The sequence below is a fragment of the Planctomycetota bacterium genome (genome assembly GCA_016125255.1).
In the GTDB taxonomy this organism is placed as follows: domain Bacteria; phylum Planctomycetota; class Phycisphaerae; order Phycisphaerales; family Zrk34; genus RI-421.
This window is the reverse complement of sequence record WGMD01000015.1, coordinates 76379-95395: the sequence shown is the minus strand read 5'-3', so window position 1 is coordinate 95395 and position 19017 is coordinate 76379. Positions and strand designations below refer to the sequence as shown.

At 63.4% G+C, this 19017-nt stretch carries 22 protein-coding genes; 6 read left to right on the top strand and 16 right to left on the bottom strand.

What is annotated here, in order from left to right; genetic code table 11:
- Positions 1-957: 957 nt before the first annotated feature.
- The 9 genes from GC162_13155 to GC162_13115 all read right to left on the bottom strand — a co-directional run bounded on the left by GC162_13155 (position 958) and on the right by GC162_13115 (position 7015).
- The gene (locus GC162_13155) at positions 958-1374 is read right to left on the bottom strand and encodes a helix-turn-helix domain-containing protein (protein ID MBI1369589.1); all 417 of its coding nucleotides are present in this window, start codon (positions 1372-1374) and stop codon (positions 958-960) included.
- The gene (locus tag GC162_13150; protein MBI1369588.1) at positions 1371-1907 is read right to left on the bottom strand and encodes a GNAT family N-acetyltransferase; all 537 of its coding nucleotides are present in this window, start codon (positions 1905-1907) and stop codon (positions 1371-1373) included. The genes GC162_13155 and GC162_13150 overlap by 4 nt, the downstream gene beginning before the upstream one ends.
- Positions 1865-2143 (bottom strand): DUF1778 domain-containing protein, encoded by a 279-nt coding sequence (locus GC162_13145; protein ID MBI1369587.1) that lies wholly within the window; start codon positions 2141-2143, stop codon positions 1865-1867. The genes GC162_13150 and GC162_13145 overlap by 43 nt, the downstream gene beginning before the upstream one ends.
- Before the next feature lie 451 nt (positions 2144-2594).
- Positions 2595-2810 carry a hypothetical protein gene (locus GC162_13140; protein MBI1369586.1) on the bottom strand — a complete coding sequence of 72 codons (216 nt, stop codon included), beginning with the start codon at positions 2808-2810 and terminating at the stop codon, positions 2595-2597.
- Between the two features lie 99 nt (positions 2811-2909).
- Entirely contained in the window at positions 2910-3458 is a 549-nt protein-coding gene (locus GC162_13135; GenBank protein ID MBI1369585.1) for a hypothetical protein, read from the bottom strand.
- Between the two features lie 18 nt (positions 3459-3476).
- Positions 3477-3896, bottom strand: coding sequence for a DUF1425 domain-containing protein (locus tag GC162_13130; protein MBI1369584.1), 420 nt, complete (start codon positions 3894-3896; stop codon positions 3477-3479).
- A 16-nt stretch (positions 3897-3912) separates the two neighbouring features.
- The gene (locus GC162_13125) at positions 3913-5613 is read right to left on the bottom strand and encodes a hypothetical protein (protein MBI1369583.1); all 1701 of its coding nucleotides are present in this window, start codon (positions 5611-5613) and stop codon (positions 3913-3915) included.
- Between the two features lie 8 nt (positions 5614-5621).
- Positions 5622-6173, bottom strand: a complete 552-nt coding sequence (locus GC162_13120) for a hypothetical protein (protein ID MBI1369582.1) — start codon at positions 6171-6173, stop codon at positions 5622-5624.
- Positions 6170-7015, bottom strand: a complete 846-nt coding sequence (locus GC162_13115) for a CPBP family intramembrane metalloprotease (protein ID MBI1369581.1) — start codon at positions 7013-7015, stop codon at positions 6170-6172. The genes GC162_13120 and GC162_13115 overlap by 4 nt, the downstream gene beginning before the upstream one ends.
- A gap of 74 nt (positions 7016-7089) precedes the next feature.
- Between GC162_13115 and trpC the strand changes: the two genes are divergently transcribed.
- From trpC to GC162_13100, 3 genes are all read left to right on the top strand, one after another.
- Entirely contained in the window at positions 7090-7899 is an 810-nt protein-coding gene (gene trpC, locus GC162_13110) for an indole-3-glycerol phosphate synthase TrpC (GenBank protein MBI1369580.1), read from the top strand.
- Positions 7900-7986: 87 nt separating this feature from the next.
- Positions 7987-8193 (top strand): hypothetical protein, encoded by a 207-nt coding sequence (locus GC162_13105; GenBank protein ID MBI1369579.1) that lies wholly within the window; start codon positions 7987-7989, stop codon positions 8191-8193.
- Positions 8190-8414 carry an addiction module toxin, HicA family gene (locus GC162_13100; protein ID MBI1369578.1) on the top strand — a complete coding sequence of 75 codons (225 nt, stop codon included), beginning with the start codon at positions 8190-8192 and terminating at the stop codon, positions 8412-8414. The genes GC162_13105 and GC162_13100 overlap by 4 nt, the downstream gene beginning before the upstream one ends.
- A 64-nt stretch (positions 8415-8478) precedes the next feature.
- Here GC162_13100 and GC162_13095 read toward each other — a convergent pair whose 3' ends face one another.
- The 7 genes from GC162_13095 to GC162_13065 form a co-directional block, all read right to left on the bottom strand.
- Positions 8479-8766 carry a hypothetical protein gene (locus tag GC162_13095; GenBank protein MBI1369577.1) on the bottom strand — a complete coding sequence of 96 codons (288 nt, stop codon included), beginning with the start codon at positions 8764-8766 and terminating at the stop codon, positions 8479-8481.
- Positions 8767-8945: 179 nt separating this feature from the next.
- Positions 8946-10616, bottom strand: a complete 1671-nt coding sequence (locus GC162_13090) for a SpoIIE family protein phosphatase (protein ID MBI1369576.1) — start codon at positions 10614-10616, stop codon at positions 8946-8948.
- A 65-nt stretch (positions 10617-10681) separates the two neighbouring features.
- Positions 10682-12520, bottom strand: a complete 1839-nt coding sequence (locus GC162_13085) for a hypothetical protein (protein MBI1369575.1) — start codon at positions 12518-12520, stop codon at positions 10682-10684.
- 143 nt (positions 12521-12663) lie between these two features.
- On the bottom strand, positions 12664-13410 hold the full coding sequence (locus tag GC162_13080) for a PEP-CTERM sorting domain-containing protein (GenBank protein MBI1369574.1): 747 nt from the start codon (positions 13408-13410) through the stop codon (positions 12664-12666).
- A gap of 134 nt (positions 13411-13544) precedes the next feature.
- Positions 13545-13946 carry a hypothetical protein gene (locus GC162_13075; protein MBI1369573.1) on the bottom strand — a complete coding sequence of 134 codons (402 nt, stop codon included), beginning with the start codon at positions 13944-13946 and terminating at the stop codon, positions 13545-13547.
- A gap of 49 nt (positions 13947-13995) precedes the next feature.
- Positions 13996-15015 (bottom strand): alcohol dehydrogenase catalytic domain-containing protein, encoded by a 1020-nt coding sequence (locus tag GC162_13070; protein ID MBI1369572.1) that lies wholly within the window; start codon positions 15013-15015, stop codon positions 13996-13998.
- Positions 15012-15926 carry an aldo/keto reductase gene (locus GC162_13065; protein ID MBI1369571.1) on the bottom strand — a complete coding sequence of 305 codons (915 nt, stop codon included), beginning with the start codon at positions 15924-15926 and terminating at the stop codon, positions 15012-15014. The genes GC162_13070 and GC162_13065 overlap by 4 nt, the downstream gene beginning before the upstream one ends.
- Before the next feature lie 56 nt (positions 15927-15982).
- On the opposite strand from GC162_13065, the gene GC162_13060 reads away from it, so the two are divergent.
- The 3 genes from GC162_13060 to GC162_13050 all read left to right on the top strand — a co-directional run bounded on the left by GC162_13060 (position 15983) and on the right by GC162_13050 (position 18930).
- Positions 15983-16708 carry a (d)CMP kinase gene (locus GC162_13060; GenBank protein MBI1369570.1) on the top strand — a complete coding sequence of 242 codons (726 nt, stop codon included), beginning with the start codon at positions 15983-15985 and terminating at the stop codon, positions 16706-16708.
- On the top strand, positions 16708-17451 hold the full coding sequence (locus GC162_13055; protein MBI1369569.1) for a hypothetical protein: 744 nt from the start codon (positions 16708-16710) through the stop codon (positions 17449-17451). Before GC162_13060 ends, GC162_13055 begins: the two co-directional genes overlap by 1 nt.
- 102 nt (positions 17452-17553) lie before the next feature.
- The gene (locus GC162_13050) at positions 17554-18930 is read left to right on the top strand and encodes a hypothetical protein (GenBank protein ID MBI1369568.1); all 1377 of its coding nucleotides are present in this window, start codon (positions 17554-17556) and stop codon (positions 18928-18930) included.
- The last annotated feature ends 87 nt before the right edge of the window (positions 18931-19017 follow it).

The following is a 19017-nucleotide window of genomic DNA, read 5'->3' as shown; positions in this document are numbered from 1 at the left end:
GCACCGGCGTTTTCGGATGTCAAATAGCGGCAAGGGCGACAGCGAACCGCTCGCGCCGTTCGATGGAGCCGTGCTGGCGTACCACCCCGATCACATTGATCTGGGCGGTGTGACGGTTTGTGAGAGGAGCCAAAGAGGCTGCGCCTGGCAGATTCTGCTGGCATTGAGAGCAGAAGATGCTAGGGGGCAGCGAGTTCATCTGAAGAGCACGGCCCTGGCCCGCCGACTCAAACCCCAGCCCATGCAGAACACATTATTCCGCGCGATATCCACGCTCCGGTCACGATGTACCAAGGCGATGAATCGTTGCGGCAAACAATGCGATCCGGAACATGTGATCGCTCGGGACGACGTTGGCTATCACTTGACAGAACGGATCGTCGTGGAGGTGTGCGACGAAGACGGCACCATCGTGGGTGAATCAGACCGGCTCGAACAGAAGGCAAGCCCATCGAAGGGTGCCGGATCGTCACTGCGACTCAACGATAAGCAGCGATGGGTGATGGTTCAACTGGCATCCGAGGGCAAGCTGACTCGGCGTGAGGTCGAACAGGAATTCGGCATCAGCGGTCGGACCGCCAAGCGCGTGCTGGGCGAACTTTCGGATGTGGGACTGGTCGAGTTTGACCGGACGACGCATCCGGGTTTCTACCGGCTCAGATGATGGCGATCGGATGGGTGACGGCGGTGGGGGGGCGGAGAATGCGAAAAGGTGAGACTTTGAGACTTCGGTCCAAAAAACGACGATATTGGCTTGGAATCGCGGTTTTTGGATGTCTCAAAAGTCTCAATGTGCAGCGGCGATGAGACTGCTTGGCAAGGGGAGGCGGAGAACGCGAAAACAGGCGAGTTTGGCACTTTGGGTCGAAAATCGGCCCTCGCAAGCTGGAATCGATGATTTTGGCAGTGCCAGGTTTCGCAGCCTTGGCACTTTGCATCAGCCCCTCGTCCTCCACCTCACGCCATGAACAACTCCGGGCGCACCTTGAAACGGTCGGCGAGCTTGCGCAGGTGCTCGACGGTCAGCGAGCGCTCGCCCTTGAGAATCTTCGAGCCCATGCTCTGATGAATACCCAGCAGACGAGCCAGATCGGATGCATTCATGTCGTTCTCGGCCAGCAGATGCCGAAGAGCATCGACGCCGCTCAGGTCGGTGGTGTCGATGGCGACATGCCTGGCTTCATACACCTGCACGAGCTGCACCAGCGTTTCGAGGTAGAGCTCTTGCCCTTTGGTCAGCTTGCCCGCCGTCATCAGGCGGTCGACCATCTCGAGGGTGTTCTCGTAACGCACCTCATCCATGATTGCCTGCGGGGGCATCTCGGCCACGAGGGCGTCGAAGCTGCGCGGGAGTTTGTGGCGGGTGTTCTTCATAGCTCTCGGATCGTGGCCATCGGCAGGAACAGGTGCAGTTCGTCATCGCGCAGATTCATGAAACCGTGCGTCTCATAGAACCGCTTGGCTTTGGCATTGAGCGCATGGACGGTTACGGCGTGGATACCGATCCGGTCGGCAGCCTCGCGGACACACCGCAGCGCATCGATCAGCAGGATGCCGCCGAGACCTTGCCCCTGGAATCGGCGATCGATCGCCAGTCGTCCCAGATGTGCCGTCGGCACGGGGTACTTCGGCAGTCGTTTGGTCGAAGCGTCCGGCAGGCTGCTGAAAGCCACGCTGCCGCTGGAAAGCGTGTAGTAGCCAACCACCACATTGGATTCAGCAGGCAGGACCACATACGTGCGCGAAATATCGCGTCGTGCGTTTTGACCGGCGTGGGTGTGGAGAAAGCTATTCAAGCTTTCTTCGCCGCAGTCAAACCCCTCACGCTGGTGATGCTTGTCCAGCAGTTCGATGCGCCACTGGCTCACCGCGTCACCTTCGCAGCGTAGCGTTTGGCCGCTCTGCAAAGCTTCGCGTTCGGCGCGGGCGGATTGTCGAGGGCGGCCAGGAAGGCGTCCCGGTCGCGGTCGCTGAGGCGCAGCATCCCAAACCGCTCGACGACTTGCTCAGCCTGATGGACAAGCGTGGCGACCGTGAATGCACTGATCGTCTGGCCCAGGAACCCAGCGGCCTGTTCGATGAGCTTCTTCTGCTCTTCGCCCAAGCGGACGTCCAATCGTGTATTGTTCGCTGTCGTCGCCATGGTGGTCTCCACTCAAGTATCGACTTTCTGACCCATGAAGTATAGCATTGCGTGCGGCATATTGCCACACATGATCTTACGTAAAGAGCGTCATTCCGGTTCGGCTGGAAGAAGCCGGATGCTACTGCTGAACGCTCTGGCCGCGCCGTGTCACCGGTCCCGGTCCGCGAAGCGGCGCGATGCCAAGCCGGTGAAATTGCAGTGCCAACGCCTGATGGCACCGGTGCCAAGGCGTCTCTGTCACCGGTCGAGACGCGAAAACGGCCGGCCAAAGCGCCCATATTGCCGGTTACTACGCCGCTGCGATGAGTATCGCGTGTCCCGGCATTTCCCTCCGGGAGAGGGTTAGGGTGAGAGGACGCTCAATGACTGACGGATCACGTAATGAAGCGCGCCATCATCCTTGGCCACCCTCACCCCGGCCCTCTCCCGGCGGGAGAGGGAGGATGACTCACGCTGCTTCGTTGCGGCGCTGATCGAAGACGTGGTTGTACGGCTCGGTGCGGGCGCCCGGAAGATCGCCCTTGTATCCGGCGACGAGCTTTTCGAGGGCGATGAGCCGCTGCTCCATCGCGCGAAGGCGGGCTTCGACGTACGCCTGCTCGGGCGAGATGATCGGCTCGCTGTCGTCGCGCCAGGGGCGGTATGGACCGGGGGCGTTGCTCATATCCGTGTTATCGGCGGGATCGGGGGGCGACTGAAATGGAAAGGAAAAAGCACGCCGCAAGCGGCATCGCTAAACGGGGGGATTGGGACATGACGCGATTTAAAGCTTCACTTCGTAGCTGTCTTCCCAGACGATGATGTCGTTGGTCAGGTCGACGAGCTGGAAGGTCAGCAGGTAGTAGTTGCTGACGCCTCGCGGCAGGTCGTAGAAAGTACCGGTGAGGGCATAGTTGGGGCGGGTGCGGCCGGACTGGTCGGCGGGAATGCCTTCGCGCTGTTTGATGCCCTCGGCCTTGGCGCGGGTCTCGACGAAGGCGAGGTTGCGCGTCGCGCCGCTCTGATTAAGCGCGGCGCGGATGCGGGCGAGGTAGATCTGAAAATTGGCGGACGGGTCAGAGGTCTTGTTCTCGACGCGGTCCATGACGATGATCGTCTTCACGTCCCCGGCCTTCTGAATTTCCGGCACGCCGGCGATGCCGACGACGGCTTTCTCGGAAGCGGAGACGAGATCGGCGGACCCGAGGTTCGGCCCGGCGCCGACGTCGCGCGTCTCGATGCGGTAGCTGCGGCTCGTGCCTTCGTTCTTGGGCGTGGTGTCACAGCCGACGAGGGGCAGCGCGAGGCATGAAACAATCAGCAGGCGGTTCATAGGTCCACTCCGTATTGGTCAGGGCCGGGCCCAGCGGAATTGAAGGTTGTAGTCCACCGCATCGGTTGACGAACTGGTCACGGTGATCGAAGTCGGCTGGCGCGGCTCGAGGCGCACGGTCATCCACGATCCCTCGGGCCGGATCGGCTGATGGTTCGCATCAAACCAGATGATGCGGTATTCGACATTGAGGTCTTCGTTGCTGCGCGCCCGCACGGGGACGGTGACGCTCATCAAGTTCGTGGATGTGCGCGTCACGACGGGTTCCTGAAACCCGAGGGCGGGCTGAAGCGTGTCCTGCGAGAGCGTGATCTTCGGATACGCGCGGGCTTCGTCGTAGGTTCCGCCGATGACGCTCGTATCGGAATTGCACCCGCCGACGATCATGCTCATGGCTAAGGTCAACGCGGCGTAGAGGGACGTTTGGTTGGCACTCACGGTTCGCTCCTGTTGGTCATTTGTACGCCTGAGCCGGGGCCGGGTTCGCAAGCTGGCTCATTATACGCTTCACCTCGTCATGGCGCGGCTGATAGGGGTCATGGGGCAGACGGGTGATGCGTTCGTAGCCGTGCGTTCCGGGGCGGGGCGTGAAAAGCACGAGGCCGCGCGCGGTGATGTGACGGTAGTAAATCGGGTCCAGGCCGGTCGTGTCATCGCGTCCCTGCGGGCCGGGGCGGAAGACGATACCTTCGCTCTGATAGAGCGCGGTCAGGTCGGTCAGCGAAAGGTTGGTGAGCACGCCGGCTTTGTGATAGGCGTCGATGAGTGCCGCGCTGGGCGGGGTCACATCGTCGCCGCCGAGGATGTAGGGCAGATGCCCGGGCTGATAGTCGAGCACATCGGCGGAGTAGCGCGGCTTGCCGGCCCACGGGGGCATGCCGGCCCCGTTGCCATTGTGTTGACGCAGGTAGTAGACGGCGGGATTGCCGACGGAACCGCCGGTGATCTCGTGCCACGCCGCGTCGCAGCCGGATTCGTTCTGGAACTGCACGCCGATTTCGTGGCGTCCGGTGCCGAGCATGACGGGGACCATGAAGACGCAGTGCGGGAGCATTTCGAGTTGGCGCGTGTCGGCCTTGGAGCCGCTCTTCATGAGCATGCCCAGCGCGGCGGCGCCGAGACCGGCGTAAGTCGCCTCGCGGCTGTGGGCGTTGGAGCCGATGGCGGTGGCGGCCAGTCCGCCCATCAGCAGCACGTTGCCGATCGCGCTGCGCGCCTTGCGCATCTCCTCCAGCGACCACCAGCGCGGCGACTGGCTCAGCGTCCACAGATCAACCACCGGCTTCTGCCCGACGAGCGGTTGCGCCCGGCCGTCGATGAACACCGCCGCCAGCGGCTGCGCGAACTGCCGTCCGTCCGGCACGAAGCGCACCATCGCATCGTCCTCCCCATACGCCTGTTTGCGCGGCCCGCGCCCGACATCGACCAGCAAGAGCGTGTCATACTGCCCGCCCTCCAGCGCATCGGCCAGCGGCGCCAAATCCGCCCGCAGCTCCCGCACGCGATCGAACAGCGGCTTCGCATCCGCCGGCTGCTTCATCTGCACGTACGCCGTCGCCGCCATCAGATATCCCAGCGCGAACTGCGACTCGATCGCCTTGTAGCCCGTCTTGAGGTAGTCGCCGCCGCGCTGCTGATCGTGCTCCGCGGCGGTGCGGGCGAGCTGCTCCATATTCTCGGGTGAACCCGCGAAATCGCGCAGGGCGAAGAGCGAATTCGACGCCGCCGCCCGCGCGTTCTCCCAGTCGCCTTTGAGCATGTACAGCGCGGAGATGTAGTAGTAGCTCATCGCCTGCTCGAACGGCTCGCCCTTCCAGACCTTCACGCCCTCGAAAAAATACTCGCTGGCGATCGTGCGGTCGTCCGTGTTCACCCCCCCGCTGCGCAGATATTCGTACGCTCGCAAAAGCGCCCGCTCCGACTCGTCCAGATCGCCGTCGGCCAGCGACGCCATGCCCAGCCGCATGTTGTCGAGCACGATGTCCGTGCTCTTGCGATCCGTGGCGAGCTGGCGCACCGCGTCGCGCGCCGCCGGATACGCATGATCGTAATACGCCTCGGCGGAGGAGCGATTCGTCCGCTGGGCGCAGCCGGTGATGCAAATGACAAGCAGCGCCCCCGCCGACATCCAAAGCCCATTGATCCATCGCACCATCGCTGACCTCAATCCAGCTTGTTCCGCATCACCGCCCGCTTGATCTCGTACTTGTCTTCCCAAAGGATCTGATCATCCTTCGCGCTCATCAATTGGAAGGCGCACAGATACGTGTCGCTGCGCGTCTGATGATTCGCGACGGTGGCGGAGTAGAAAGTGGCGGTCAGCAGATGCGTCGGCGTGATGCGATCGCCGACGCGCTCAGCGACTTCCCCGGCCGTGTTGTAGGACAATACGAATTTGAGATTCCGCTCCGACAAGGCGCGGGACTGCGAAAGCTGCGCGCGGAGACGGGCGATGAAGGCCCACTTCTCGCGATCGGGAATGATGTCGTTGGACTGATTACTCACGCGATCCATGCTGATGATCCACGGCTCGCTCGCCGCCGTGCGCGCGACGACCGCCGGCGAGGCGATCAGCGACGCGGTCATCTGATCCGACATGGCGACCAGGTCCGCCGCGTCCAGGCGCGTGTTGTTGACCTGCGGGGCGCCGCAGGCGGCGAGCGTCAGCAGGCAGCACAGAAAGGCGAATCGCGACATGGGGGATAGTACGCTCATGGGGCGGCCGGAGTTTGCATGTGCAACGCAGCATAAATCTGCACGCCGTTGAACGCCATGTGCAAGAGCATCGGCGCGTACAGCGATCCCGTGCGCTCGTAGACGAAGCCCAGCCCCAGCGAGAGTACGAAAATCTGCGGCAGCGCGAACCACGGCACAACGTTGAGATGAATCGATGCGAACAGCACCGAGGCGATGAGGATGACCCACCACCGATTGCGGATGACCCCGGTTTCGACGAGAGCCGTCTGCACCATGCCGCGGAACATCAGTTCCTCGAAGATCGGCGCCCCGATGACGGCACAGGCGATCAGCCCCCATCGTCGCGGACCCCACGGCAGTTCGACAAGTTGTTTGAGCGATTCGTGCGCCAGTTCCGGCGGCGTGATGTGCAGATACTCGAGCATCTTCCCGATCGCCATCGAGACTTCGACCGTCAGCGGCAGCACGACAAGGATGGCGATCAGCGCACCGATCAGACCCGTGCGGAGCCCGCGCAGGCCCAGGCCGAACCCGCTGAGCCCGTCTTCGACGGCCAGATGGGCCCGGCCGAGGATGTAGATCGCCATGGGCACTTCGCCCAGTTGCGTCAACTGCATCATCCACTGATCGATGTCGATGTGCATCGACCTGGCGAAGAGTGCTGCGGCGCTGGTGCCGAGGACGAGGAAGCCGAAGGCGATGATGGGGTCGACGAGCGTCAGTTTGCCGGGACGTTCCGGGGCGCGATCGATGCCGCGCGGCGAAAGCACGCTGGTATAGATCAGCAGAGAGAGCGAGCCGATCGCCAGAAGATGGATCAAGGCAAGCACCATGATGGTCATGACATCGGATTCGGGCATGGGTTCGCCTGCGTTTGAGCGGCCCGCACGGCCGCGCTACACTACCGGCTCCACCCTACGCGGAGTCGGTGAAGTTGGCGAACATACTCGACGAGATCGTGGCTCACAAACGCACCGAGGTGCAGGCGGCCAAGGCGCGTCTTCCGCAGGAGCATCTGGAGGCGCAGGCCGACCGCTCCAGCAAGCCGCGCAATTTCTTCGCCGCCGTCACCCGCAAAAGCCCGACCATCAACGTCATCGCCGAGGTCAAACGCGCCAGCCCCTCCGCCGGGCTCATCCGCCCCGACTTTGACCCCGTCGCCATCGCCAAGGCCTATCACGCCGGGGGCGCGGCGGCGATCAGTTGCCTGACGGATGAAAAGTATTTTCAGGGCAAGCTCGAATACATCCGCCGCATCAAGGAAGCCGTCCCGCTCCCCGTCCTGCGCAAGGACTTCATCGTCGATCCGTACCAGATCTACGAATCGCGCGCCGCGGGCGCCGACGCCGTCCTGCTCATCGCCGAATGCCTCGAAGAGGCGCTGCTCATCGACCTGCTCATTCTCGCCACGCAGCTTCAATTGACCGTGCTGCTGGAAGTGCACGACATGGACAGTCTGCTGCGCGTGCGCCCGCACATCGGATTTCCCCATGCCGGCTATTGCCTTTTGGGCATCAACAACCGCGACCTGCGCACGATGACCACGGACCTGAACCACACGCTTCGCCTGCTCACCATGGTCGAGAACACCGACATCCTCGTCAGCGAGTCGGGCATCCGCACGCACGACGACGTCGCCCGCCTCAAGTCCGCCGGCGTCAACGCGGTGCTCGTGGGCGAAAACCTGATGAAACAACCTGACCCCGGCGCGGCGTTGAAAACGCTGATCCACGGGGCGGTGTAAGCGGCGAAGCGGTGATATGAAAGATGCGATCAGCCCTGAATCGCATCGCGCCGCGGGCCGATCTATAATCCAATCGGAGGTTTCGCCATGCGGCAGATCGTGCTTTATCCGGGTGAAGATGGGATGTGGGTCGTCGAGTGCCCTTCCCTCCCGGGGTGCATCAGCCAGGGCGCGACGAAGGAAGAGGCGATCGCCAATATCCGCGAGGCGATCACCGCCTACACCGAAGCCCTAACCGACGACGGGCTGCCGGTCCCCGAAGATCATTTCGATGTGATGACGCTCGTCGTATGAGCGGCCTGCTGGTTATTTCCGGGGCACAATGCGTCAAAGCGCTCGAGCGCGCCGGGTTCGTTCGCAAGCGCCAGCGCGGCAGCCACATCACCCTCCGCCGCGATCATCCGTTCGCCCAGCTCGTCGTTCCCGATCACAAATCACTCGATCGCGGCACGCTGCGCGCCATCATCCGCCAAGCCGGATTGACGGTCGATCAATTTGTTGAATTGCTGAAATAGACGAGAACCCGGGCAATGGGTTCTTACATCACCACTTCGCCAAATCACCACATCACCACTTGTCTCACGCCTGAATGTCGACGTGCGGATGCTCCGCGTTGTCGTCGTCGTCGCGCGGGGGGCGGCGATTCTGGTCGGGGGATTGGCCGTCGTCGGTGACCGTCAGGTGCTGATCGGACGTTTCGTACGAGTCTTCGATCGTCTCAAGCTGCTTCTCCTCCATCTCGCGCATCTTCTGGGCGTGACGATCCTGCCGATTGCGCACGGCATCGCGGGCGCGGGCGGTCTGGCTCTGCTGTAGCGCGGTCTGGGCGAGACTCGCGGCAATGCTCGAGGGTGTCAGGGAGCTCATGGGTCGCTCCTCCATCTCACAACAGGTGCTGGGGAAGTTCGTGAAGAACCATCCATAGTATCGGCAAGCGTCGCGGCGACACTTGAAACGCACGCGGAATCCGAGCAAAAATACCCGCAAAAAGCCCGGATAATCGGGTTATCCGGGCGGCGCGGTCATTGAGAATAAAAGGCGGTGATTCAGGCGCGAGGATTCACTTTGGCGGCGACGATGGTCATGTCGTCGGGGCGGTGGTTGAGACCGACGAATCGACGGACCTGCCAGAGGACATGGCTGACGATTTCGCGCGCCGGGCGGTGGGCCATGTCGCGCACCGCCTGCTTGAGGCGCTCGCGGCCGAACTTCTCGCCGGCGAAGTTCGATGCGTCCGTCACGCCGTCGGAGTAGACCAACAGCACATCGCCGGGCTGAAGATCGACGAGGCCCTTCTCGTAGGTCTGATGCTTGTCGATGCCCAGCACCATGCCGCCGACGGTCAGGTCGGTGAACGCGCCGTCGCGGTACATGAGGGCGGGGTCGTGGCCGGCGGAGCAGTAGGTGAGGCGGAGCGTATGGCGATCGAGCGTGCCGTAGAAGACGGTGGCGAATTCGTTGTCGCGCGTGTCCCGGGTCAGGGCGACGTTGACGCGCGCCATGACTTCGTCCAGGTCGTAGACATCCTCGACGTGCGCCCGCAGCGAAGCGCGGACGGAAGCCATCAAGAGACTCGCCGCCACGCCCTTGCCGACCACGTCGCCGACGACGATGCCCATCGCGTCCTCGAAAGCGATGAAGTCATAGAAGTCGCCGCCGAGTTCGAAGCACGGCTCGTAGACGCCCGCCACATCGAAGGGCTCCATCACCGGCGCCTTCTGCGGCAGGAGCCGCCGCTGCACGTCCGCCGCGAGCTGGACCTGACGGGCGATGCGCCGCTGCTCCTGCCGCTCGGCGTCGAGCCGGGCGTTGTGAATCGCCCCGGCGGCGAGTTGGGCGATGGCGGTGACGAGATTGCGGCGATTGTCCGAGAAAGTCGTGACTTTCTCGGTGTAGATGCGCATCACGCCGATCGGCTGCCCGCGGTAGACCATGCCCGCCACGAGCATCGACGCCAATCCCTCCCGCTTGGCGTCCTCGGGGTACATGACGCGCGGATCGTCGCTCATGTTGGCGACGTAGATGACCTCCCCCGCCAGCGCCTGCTGATCGAGCTCGCTGCGCGAAAGCACGATCGGGCCCTTGTTCAGGTAATCGGCGGAGAGATTGTGCGTCGCTTCGATCACCAGCTCCTGCCGACTGGCGTCGAGCAGTCGGATCGCCGCGGCCTTGACGTTGAGCAACTCGACGACGGAACGCACGATCGTCTGAAGCACGTTCGGCAGCGAACGCTGACCGGACAGCAAGCGCGAAAGCTGAAAGAGCGTCGTCAATTCCTCGACGCGATGACGAAGCTGCACGCCCTGATGGCAGACCTGGGCGAGCGTGTCGGCGAGCAGGTACAGGAACTGAACCGCATCGGCCTGCGGGGTCATCGAGGCGAGGCGATCCTCCGGCGCACCGGTGGTGGTGACCGGCTCGGCGAACGCGCCGGCGGCGGCGGGCAGACGCTCGCCCAGACTCAACGAAGCAATCGCGCGCTGGCCCAGACGGATCGAGACGTTGGGCGGCTCGTGCGACCAGCTCTTGGTCAGCGTGTCGCGCAGGGCGTTGGAACGGGCGGTGACGGAGCGGCCGGTGCCGGACTTGGCGACAACCTGCCCGGTCGTGTCACGGATGACGGCGGCGTAGCCCGTCACGCCGGCGAACGTGTCGAGAATCCGCTGGAGGGCCGGGGCGGGGATGAATTCGGTCAGATGGGCGGGGCGTGGAGGCATGGATGGAAGGATAGTCTCGCGCGGTTGTTGGAACCGTGGGATCGATCGTACCTTGGTGAACGGGGTCAGGGTTTCTCGTCGGAATCGATCGTCTTGGCGGGCTTCTCGGCCGGCTTGGGAGGCGTTTGAGCCGGGGGCGCTTCGGGCTTGTCGTGCTCGACGATCTTGTGCGGGGCGGAGAGCCAGATGCGGCGCAGCAGCGGCAACAGCTCATCGCGCGGATTGCGCGACGCCATCACATCCAACGCGTGGCTCGCCGTGTCGATGAACCCGCGCTGATATGCGAGGTACGCCAACAGCAGCGGCGCATCGGCCCGGGGGTTGTTCTGAAGCAAATCCTGCAGATCATCCTCGATGTGATTGAGGCGATCATCGCTGGGCAGCACGGGGGGCTGATAGCGCGTGGCGATCAGTTCCGGATGCGCGAGCAGGATGCGGCGGAGCGTGCCGGAGGCGGTCTGATAAAGCCCCGCGCCGAGCTGGGCGTGAAGCTGACCGATCTGCGCCATCGGATCCTTGGGCCGCAACGTCACGCCCGCCGCGAAGGCGTCTTCGGCATCGAAGAACTTGCCCTCGGTCATGAGCTTCTGCCCGCGCATCATCGCCGCATCGAACGCATTGTTCTCCGACCCGGCGAGCGTCTTGAGCGGCGGCAGGTTGTAGTCGAGCTTCTTGACAAGCGCTTCAAGCTTCTGCTCGGTCGTCTGCGTGTCTTCATTGCCCTTGGCGATCGCCTCCTGCGTCTTGGCGAAGGCATCGGCGACGCGATCGACTTCGCTCTTGGGCGTGGTGTCATCGTCGGGGTTCACAGCGGGCTTGCCGGCAAGCTGGTCCGCCGGAATGCCGCCGTTCGTGCCGGGCGTCGCCGCCCCGCCGCCGCGAATGCTCGCCAGCAAGTCCTGGTACACGTTCTGCCCCGGCTGCGCGTTCGCATCCGTGTTGCCGGCGAGGATCGCCTGCTCCAGTTCCTCCGTGCGGAAGCGCGGGGCGCTGTTGGCCTCGACCGTGGCTTCGATCTGCGTGTTGAGCTGTCGGCCGAGCATCAGCCCCGGCGCGACATTGAGCGGACTGATGCGCCCGCGATCGACCTGCTGCGAGCCCGTCGGGTCCAACGGGTCGCCCTTGGCGTCGACCTTCGGAACCTCCGGCGAGCCGTTCGTGCCCGCCGGCGCCACCGCGTCCGGCAGCGGCGGATTCTTCGCCTCGTTGTCCTTGGTCATCTGCTGCTGCGTCATCGGCGTGGGCTGACCCAGCGGCTGCTGACGGATGCCCACCAGCGGGCTGGCGGTGATCTGAAGAAGCTGGCCGGACTTGTCGGTGGCGAACCCGACCGTGTCGGTCATGGGCTTACCGGTGAGGGCATGGGCATCGAGCGACAGGTTCAAAGCACTGGCGCCGTGAGCGCTGACGGCGCCCAGATCGTCGCGACGGATCGTCAGTCCGCTGGCGTAGCGATCATACTGCCCGCTGATTTCCCCGCTGGTGACGCCGCTGCCGGCCCGGAGGGTGATCGAGCCGGTGTTGTACCCGCTCTGGAACGTGGCGGGCGACCCGCTGGGCAGCACCATCTGTCCGCTGCGGCTTGTCAGGCCGGGGGTCTGCGACTGGAGTCGGAACAGGTAGGTGTCATCGGCGCCGGTCGTCGCGGTGAACTCGCCGGGGGCGCGGTAGTCGATGTCATCGGCGCGGAAGCGGGCGAGGCCGGCGACGTTGCCGGTGACCAGCGCGTTCTGATAGACGCCGGCCGTATTGACCCGGCGATTGTCATTGACCCCGCCGGACCCGACGCGGAGGTTGCGGTCGAGTTGGCGGCCGTCGATGACCTGATTCTGCGCCAAGGCCGTCGAAGCTCCGAGGCCCGCCGTCAACGCCAGTATTGTCAATGCCTGAAGGTTCATACGCATGGTTCTAACCACCTTCCTAGGACATTATATCGTCCGACCGGGCCGCGGTTGCGATAAAGATCGGCCCAGCCGATAAATCACAAGCCCCGCTCAGTTTGACCGAGCGGGGCTTGAAAGTGGTCAGAATCGAATGCGGGGTCCGTTCAGGCGACCCGGCGGCGACGGATCATCGCCAGAGAACCGAGCATGACCATCGCCAAGCTTGTCGGCTCCGGCACGTTGTCGGAGACGATGCCCGTGATGCGGTCGGTCGAATAGGGCTGACCGGTCACAAAGAACCCGCCGACCTCGCCGACGAGCAGATTGAGCTGCGTGCCGGCGGCGACGACGATTTGAGCGACTTCGCGGTGCGTGAACGGCGCTTCGCTGGCCGAGCCGAGCAGACTGAACGAACCGCTCAGGTAGTCGACATTGGGGCTCAGCGTCGTGGTGGTTTTTTCAGCCGTGCCATCGAAGGCCGCAAACGGGGCGTTGCGGGGGCTGTTCTTGCCAACGACGAGCAGGTCGGCCTCATTGAACTTCCAGTAGGTGTCATGCCCAACCCAGTCCTGCGCCGGAGAGAGCGTCTGGGCGAGTGCAAGATCGCTCTGGAACAGCGGAGCGATCGCACCGCCAAAGGCCGTCTCATGATGAATCGTGCCGGCGGGCGCGGTGATGATGGCGTTGATGCCGGAGATGGTCTTGCTGGCGTCGTCTTCAACGATCGTCAGCGTGATCTGCTCAAGCCCGCCGCCCAGATCGACGCGCGACTCCTGCAGGAAGACCGCCTTGGCGCTGCTGGTAAAGGCGCAGACAGCCAGCGCCACGACAAACAAGGGTGCGAACTTCATATCGAACTTTCCCCTCAGGCATCGGCCTGAATCATGTTTCATCTTTTCCCAGGGCCACATCCCGGCCCACACTCTTCGACTCAAAAATATACCCCGCCGACCCCGCTCATGCAAGGGATTTTACGGATTTTGCCCATCAGCCCAAGCAACAAAAACGCGCCGCATTTTGGCGCAATTAGTTGAAAATAATTTGCTTATAATTTTCTTCCGCGACTGGAGAATTCCAGCTCCAGATATTGGGCCACGTAGTCGACGATGCTCAGCACCTCGGGGATGTCGGGGTTGTTGGTCATGCCCATGGGTTCAAAGCGCATGCCTTTGAAGCGATCGACGACTTCCTCGAGACTCAGCCCGTACTGCATCGCCAGACTCAGCGCCCGGCAGAAGGCCTGCACCATGCCCGAGAGTGTCGAGCCCTCTTTGGCCATCTTCACGAAAATTTCGCCAGGGCTGCCATCATCGAAAAGCCCGATCGTCAGATAGCCCTCGTGATTGGCGATCGTGAATCGGTGCGTGATCGAGCGGCGGGTGGCGGGCAGATGGCGACGGATATGCGTCTCAGTGAGCATCACCGGATTCGTCCTCTTACGGGGCATCGGGACCGAAAATACATCGGCGTTCGCCCGCCGTCCACCGTCGTTTTTTTCACGTCAATTCGACGACCGCCTTGATCACGCCCGTCGCCGGCTGCGTGTAAGAAGGGAAGTTGGCGATCAGATCGTCAAACCCGGTGCGGTGCGTGATCCACGGATCGGTGTTGATGACGCCGTCCTCGATGAGCTTGATGATGCGCGTGAAGTCGGCGGGCATGGCGTTGCGCGAGCAAAGCAGCGTGCCTTCGGGGCGGTGGAACACGGGGTGCTTGAAGGTAACTTCCTTGGTGGTGATGCCGACGTAGACGAGCCGGCCGGTCGGCGCGACGTAGCCGAAGGCGTTGGACATCGACACGTTCGACCCCGTCGCGTCGATCACCACATCCGGCAGCGCCCCGTCCGTCACCTCCCGCAGCGCCTTGTCGATATCCCCTTCCGCCATGACCGTCTCGTCGACGCCCATCACCTCGCGGCAGAACGTCAACCGCTCCGCGTTCATGTCCATCACGATCGTCCTGGCCCCCGTGAGCTTCACGAACTCGATCGTCGACAAGCCGATCGGCCCGGCGCCGATGACCAGGCAGTTCTCGCCCTTCACCGGCGCGCCGCGGTTGACCGCGTGACACCCGATTGCGAGCGTCTCCACCAGCGCCAGTTGATCAAAGCTCAGCTTCGCGGACGGATGCAGTTTGTCGGCCCGGATGAGGAACCGCTCGCGCATCCCGCCGTCGACCATCACGCCGATGACTTTCAGATTCGCGCAACAGTTGCTCGAACCCTTGCGACAGGCGTGACAATTCCCGCAGTTCATGTACGGCTCGACGCTGCAACGGTCCCCCGCTTTGACATTCGTCACGCCCGTGCCGACCGACACCACTTCGACGCCCAGTTCGTGCCCCGGAATGCGCGGGTATTGAAAGAACGGCATTTTGCCCAGGTAGCCCGACAGGTCCGTCCCGCAGATGCCGATGCGATGCACCTTCACCAGCGCCTCGCCCTTGCCTGGCGCGCTCGGCTCGTCGATCTCGATCTTCTTAAAATGCTCGGGTTTTTCGAGCAAAATGGCTTTCACGACTTCACCTCATCATTGTTGTCCGCCCGGCCTTCGATGTAGAACCAGTTGTGGATCGGCTTGAGGATCGCCAGCACTTCGTCCATCAGCTTCCGGTCAATCGGCTTGTTCGCCCATTCGACCCACTTCCTGACGTTATCCGGATTCGCCGAGCCGACGATGCAGGTCGTCAGGTCCGGGTTGTCGAGCGAGAACTGGACCGCGAGCTGGGCGATGTCGACGCCGTTCGCCTCCGCATATTTCGCCGCCTTCGCCGCCGTCTCGCGCACGAGCGGCGTCGCCTTGTGCCACGCCGGCAGCGGCGCATTGGTCAGCAGGCGAGCCGAGAACGGCGCGGCGTTCATGATGCCCACCCCCCGCTGCTTGAGCAGCGGCACGAGATCCGCGAGCATCGTGTTCTGCATCGTGTAGTGGTTGTACGAGAGCACGACGTCGACGTCCGTGTGGTCCAAGACGTACTTGAACATCTTCATCGGATACCCGCTGACGCCGACGTAGCGGATCATGCCCTTTTCCTGCAAGCGCCGCATCTGCGGGATCGTCTCCTCGACGATCTGCTTCATGTCCACGAACTCGATGTCGTGGCAGAGGCAGATGTCCAGGTGATCCGTCTTCATGCGCTCCAGCGAAATCTCGACGCTCTCGATGACCCGGCGTGCGGAAAAGTCGAAGCGCGTCCCGCTGTAGCGCCCGAGCTTGGAGCCGAGGTAGTACGCATCGCGCGGGACGTCCTTGAGCGTCGGGCCCAGCAGCACCTCGCTCATGCCGCGCCCGTAGAACGGCGACGTGTCGATGAAGTTCATCCCCAGATCCAGCGCCACGCGCACCGCCCGCATCGCCTCAGGGATGTCGATATTGCGGAACTCGGCCCCGAGCGACGAAGCGCCGAAGCTGAGCGTGGTGAGCTGCATGTCCGTTTTGCCGAGCGGTCGTTTGTCCAAGTGTGGATACCTCGTCTGCTGGTCGAATGAGCGAAGACACATTATCCTACTTTCCTTCCATGGACGCACAAACGCAGACCAACACGCTGATCGTCACGATCGACGGCCCGGCCGGCGCGGGCAAGAGCACCGTCGCCCGGACCCTCGCCGCCCGCCTCGGCGTCGACTTTCTCGACACCGGCGCGATGTACCGCGGCATCGCCGCCGCCGTGATCGATCACGACCTGGACCCCGCGGACGTCGACAAGGTGGGCGAACTCGCCGAAACGCTCAATCTCCGATTCGACTGGAAGGCCGATCCTCCGGCACTGAAGGTCGACGGGTTCGATCTGGCGCATCGGCTTCGCGATCCTGATGTCACCGCGGCGGTGAGCGAGATCGCCTCCAATCCGCGCGTGCGCTCCGTGCTGGTGCGCTCGCAGCGCATGATCGGCCATACCCATCCGCGTCTCGTCACCGAAGGGCGCGATCAGGGCTCGGTCGTCTTCCCTGATGCGACCGCAAAGTTTTATCTGGACGCCTCCGCCGAGGTGCGCGCCAAGCGCCGCGCGGACCAGCTTCGAGCCGCGGGTCGCGTCGCCGACGAGCACAAAATCCGCGAGCAGATCGTCTACCGCGATCAGCGTGACTCGACCCGCCACGATGGCCCATTGATCTGCCCCGCCGACGCCGACCGTATCGACACGTCCGACATGAACCTCGACGAAGTGGTCGATCTGCTGGTCGAAAAAGTGCGGGCGAGGGTCGGGTGATGCGTCTGCTGCGCACGATCCGTCGCACGAATCCGGGCGCCCCGCTGATCAAAATCTTCTGGTGGTGGACGCTTCAGTTCCTCCTGCGCTTGCTGCTCGGGCTCGCGTACCGGCACCGCTGGTACGGGGCCCGCAACATCCCCGCCGAAGGCCCCGTCCTGCTCGTGTCCAATCACCAGTCGTACCTCGATCTGGTGCTGCTGGGCACGGGCATCAGTCATCGCCACTTTCATCCGATGGCGCGGCACACGCTCTTCCGCAACCGCTTCTTCGCCGCGCTGATCCGCTCGCTCAACGCCTTCGAAGTCGATCAGAGCAAAGGCGACATCCGCGCGATGCGCCTCGCCATCGACAAACTCACGCAGGGCCATCTGCTGCTCGTCTTCCCCGAAGGCGGGCGGACGGCCGACGGCGCGGTGCACCCGTTCATGCCGGGCGTGATGCTGCTCATCAAGCGGGCCAAGCCCAAGGTCATCCCCGCGGCGATCGAAGGGGCTTTCGATGTCTGGCCGATTCACGCTTCGCGCCCCAAGATCATCGGCTACACCGCCGTCAAATTCGGCGAGCCGATCGATTCGCAAACGCTTGCCGACCTGCCCACGCACGATGCGCTGTCGCTCCTGCACGATCGCGTCGAAGCGCTGCGGCTCGAATTGCGGGCGCAAATGCGTCAGCGCAGCCGCGGGCGTTTCCCCGCGCCCTCCGCCGGCGACGCGCCCGACGAAAGTTCAGGCACCGTTTAATCCAAAATCGGTATTGCCTCCGGCGACCGGCCCTCTACCATGTCTGTCTGCAAGCACGCTCGACGAATTTCACCTTCACCATCGCATCAGGGACGACCCACGATGAACGCTCAAGCCACGACGCAACAGGGACAGCGCACGATCAACATCGACGGCGAGGAACTGCCGTTCACACCGCAGAACATGGCGCAGGCCCGCGCCGCGGTGTGGAACCTGACGCCTGTCCCACTCGGCCTCGCCGCAAGCTTCGGCTTCGGCGACCGCATCGGGCTCGCCACGCCCGGTCACGCCGAAGCCATGCGCCGGGCCGGCGGCGACATCGCCCCGATCTTTCCGCAACAGTCGATCCGCGAGATGGCCCGCACGCAGCGCGAGCCGCGCCAGGTCATGGACGACGCCCAGTTCGGCATGCTCATCGCCCAATGGGACGCCCGCACCGGTGCGGACGCCGACCACCTCAAGACCCCGCAGGACGTCGATCGCACCGCCGCCGTGGGCTTCACGTTCTTCACCATCGATCCCTCCGGTCACGTCGATCCGAAGGCCGACAACTACGATGAAAATACCCTGCGCGAAAAGTACGCCGCCGTCGCCGACCGGATCGACTGGCTCGACGAATACACCGGGCAGACCGTCAAACTGCCGACCGGCACAACGCTGAAGATCGACGAAGAAGCCGCGATGCGCTGTGCGGTCAAGTACGGCGTCGCCATCAACGAAGCGGTCAAGCTCGCCGAGTACATCGACGCTGTTCACAAAAAGAACGGCCGCGACTATGAGATTGAACTCAGCGTGGATGAAACCGATCAGCCGACGACGCTGGCCGAGCATTTCATCATCGCCGATCAGTGCATGGGCCGGGACATGAAGCTGGTCAGTCTCGCCCCGCGCTTCATCGGCGAGATGGAAAAAGGCGTGGACTACATCGGCAATGTCGCCAAGCTCGAGGCCTCCCTCGCCGATCACAACGCCATCGCCGAGATCGTCGGCCCGTACAAACTCAGTCTGCACTCCGGGTCCGACAAGCTCTCGATGTACACCCCCTTCGCCCGCGCCACCAAGGGCCGCTTCCATGTCAAAACCGCCGGCACCAGCTACCTCGAAGCCCTGCGCGTCGCGGCGATTCACGATGCGCGGCTGTTCCGTGAAATCTGCGACTTCGCCCGGGGCCGGTACGACACGGACAAGGCGACCTATCACGTGCACGCCACGCTCGACACCGTCCCCGCGCCCGCCGCCGTCAGCGATGACAAGGAACTGGAGCGGATCTATCTGGAATGCTGGGAAGACGTCCCCGCCGGCAAGGGCTTCACCCACGCCGGCCGGCAGATTCTCCACTGCACCTTCGGCTCCGTCCTGACGCACGCCACGCTGGGCCCCGCCCTCCGCAGCGTCCTCGAAACGCATCCCGACACGTACACCGAAGTGTTAGCGATCCATTTCGCCAAGCACCTGGAGGCGCTGACGAAGGGGATGTGAGATAGAATTGGGCCTGGTTTTCGGGTGCAATATGGGTCTTCGACAGTATTCTTTTGTCTGTCTGTTAGCGTTCGCCTCGTCCGGCTG

Bases quoted from the DNA above. Each gene is read 5' to 3' on its own strand.
- GC162_13080 (MBI1369574.1), bottom strand. From the start codon at position 13,410: ATGTGGCCCTGGGAAAAGATGAAACATGATTCAGGCCGATGCCTGAGG.
- GC162_13060 (MBI1369570.1), top strand. From the start codon at position 15,983: ATGAGCGAAGACACATTATCCTACTTTCCTTCCATGGACGCACAAACG.
- GC162_13140 (MBI1369586.1), bottom strand. From the start codon at position 2,810: ATGAGCAACGCCCCCGGTCCATACCGCCCCTGGCGCGACGACAGCGAG.
- GC162_13135 (MBI1369585.1), bottom strand. From the start codon at position 3,458: ATGAACCGCCTGCTGATTGTTTCATGCCTCGCGCTGCCCCTCGTCGGC.
- GC162_13065 (MBI1369571.1), bottom strand. From the start codon at position 15,926: ATGCAGCTCACCACGCTCAGCTTCGGCGCTTCGTCGCTCGGGGCCGAG.
- GC162_13055 (MBI1369569.1), top strand. From the start codon at position 16,708: ATGCGTCTGCTGCGCACGATCCGTCGCACGAATCCGGGCGCCCCGCTG.
- GC162_13085 (MBI1369575.1), bottom strand. From the start codon at position 12,520: ATGCGTATGAACCTTCAGGCATTGACAATACTGGCGTTGACGGCGGGC.
- GC162_13090 (MBI1369576.1), bottom strand. From the start codon at position 10,616: ATGCCTCCACGCCCCGCCCATCTGACCGAATTCATCCCCGCCCCGGCC.
- GC162_13100 (MBI1369578.1), top strand. From the start codon at position 8,190: ATGAGCGGCCTGCTGGTTATTTCCGGGGCACAATGCGTCAAAGCGCTC.
- GC162_13120 (MBI1369582.1), bottom strand. From the start codon at position 6,173: ATGAGCGTACTATCCCCCATGTCGCGATTCGCCTTTCTGTGCTGCCTG.
- GC162_13115 (MBI1369581.1), bottom strand. From the start codon at position 7,015: ATGCCCGAATCCGATGTCATGACCATCATGGTGCTTGCCTTGATCCAT.
- GC162_13155 (MBI1369589.1), bottom strand. From the start codon at position 1,374: ATGAAGAACACCCGCCACAAACTCCCGCGCAGCTTCGACGCCCTCGTG.
- GC162_13125 (MBI1369583.1), bottom strand. From the start codon at position 5,613: ATGGTGCGATGGATCAATGGGCTTTGGATGTCGGCGGGGGCGCTGCTT.
- GC162_13145 (MBI1369587.1), bottom strand. From the start codon at position 2,143: ATGGCGACGACAGCGAACAATACACGATTGGACGTCCGCTTGGGCGAA.
- GC162_13075 (MBI1369573.1), bottom strand. From the start codon at position 13,946: ATGCCCCGTAAGAGGACGAATCCGGTGATGCTCACTGAGACGCATATC.
- GC162_13050 (MBI1369568.1), top strand. From the start codon at position 17,554: ATGAACGCTCAAGCCACGACGCAACAGGGACAGCGCACGATCAACATC.
- GC162_13095 (MBI1369577.1), bottom strand. From the start codon at position 8,766: ATGAGCTCCCTGACACCCTCGAGCATTGCCGCGAGTCTCGCCCAGACC.
- GC162_13105 (MBI1369579.1), top strand. From the start codon at position 7,987: ATGCGGCAGATCGTGCTTTATCCGGGTGAAGATGGGATGTGGGTCGTC.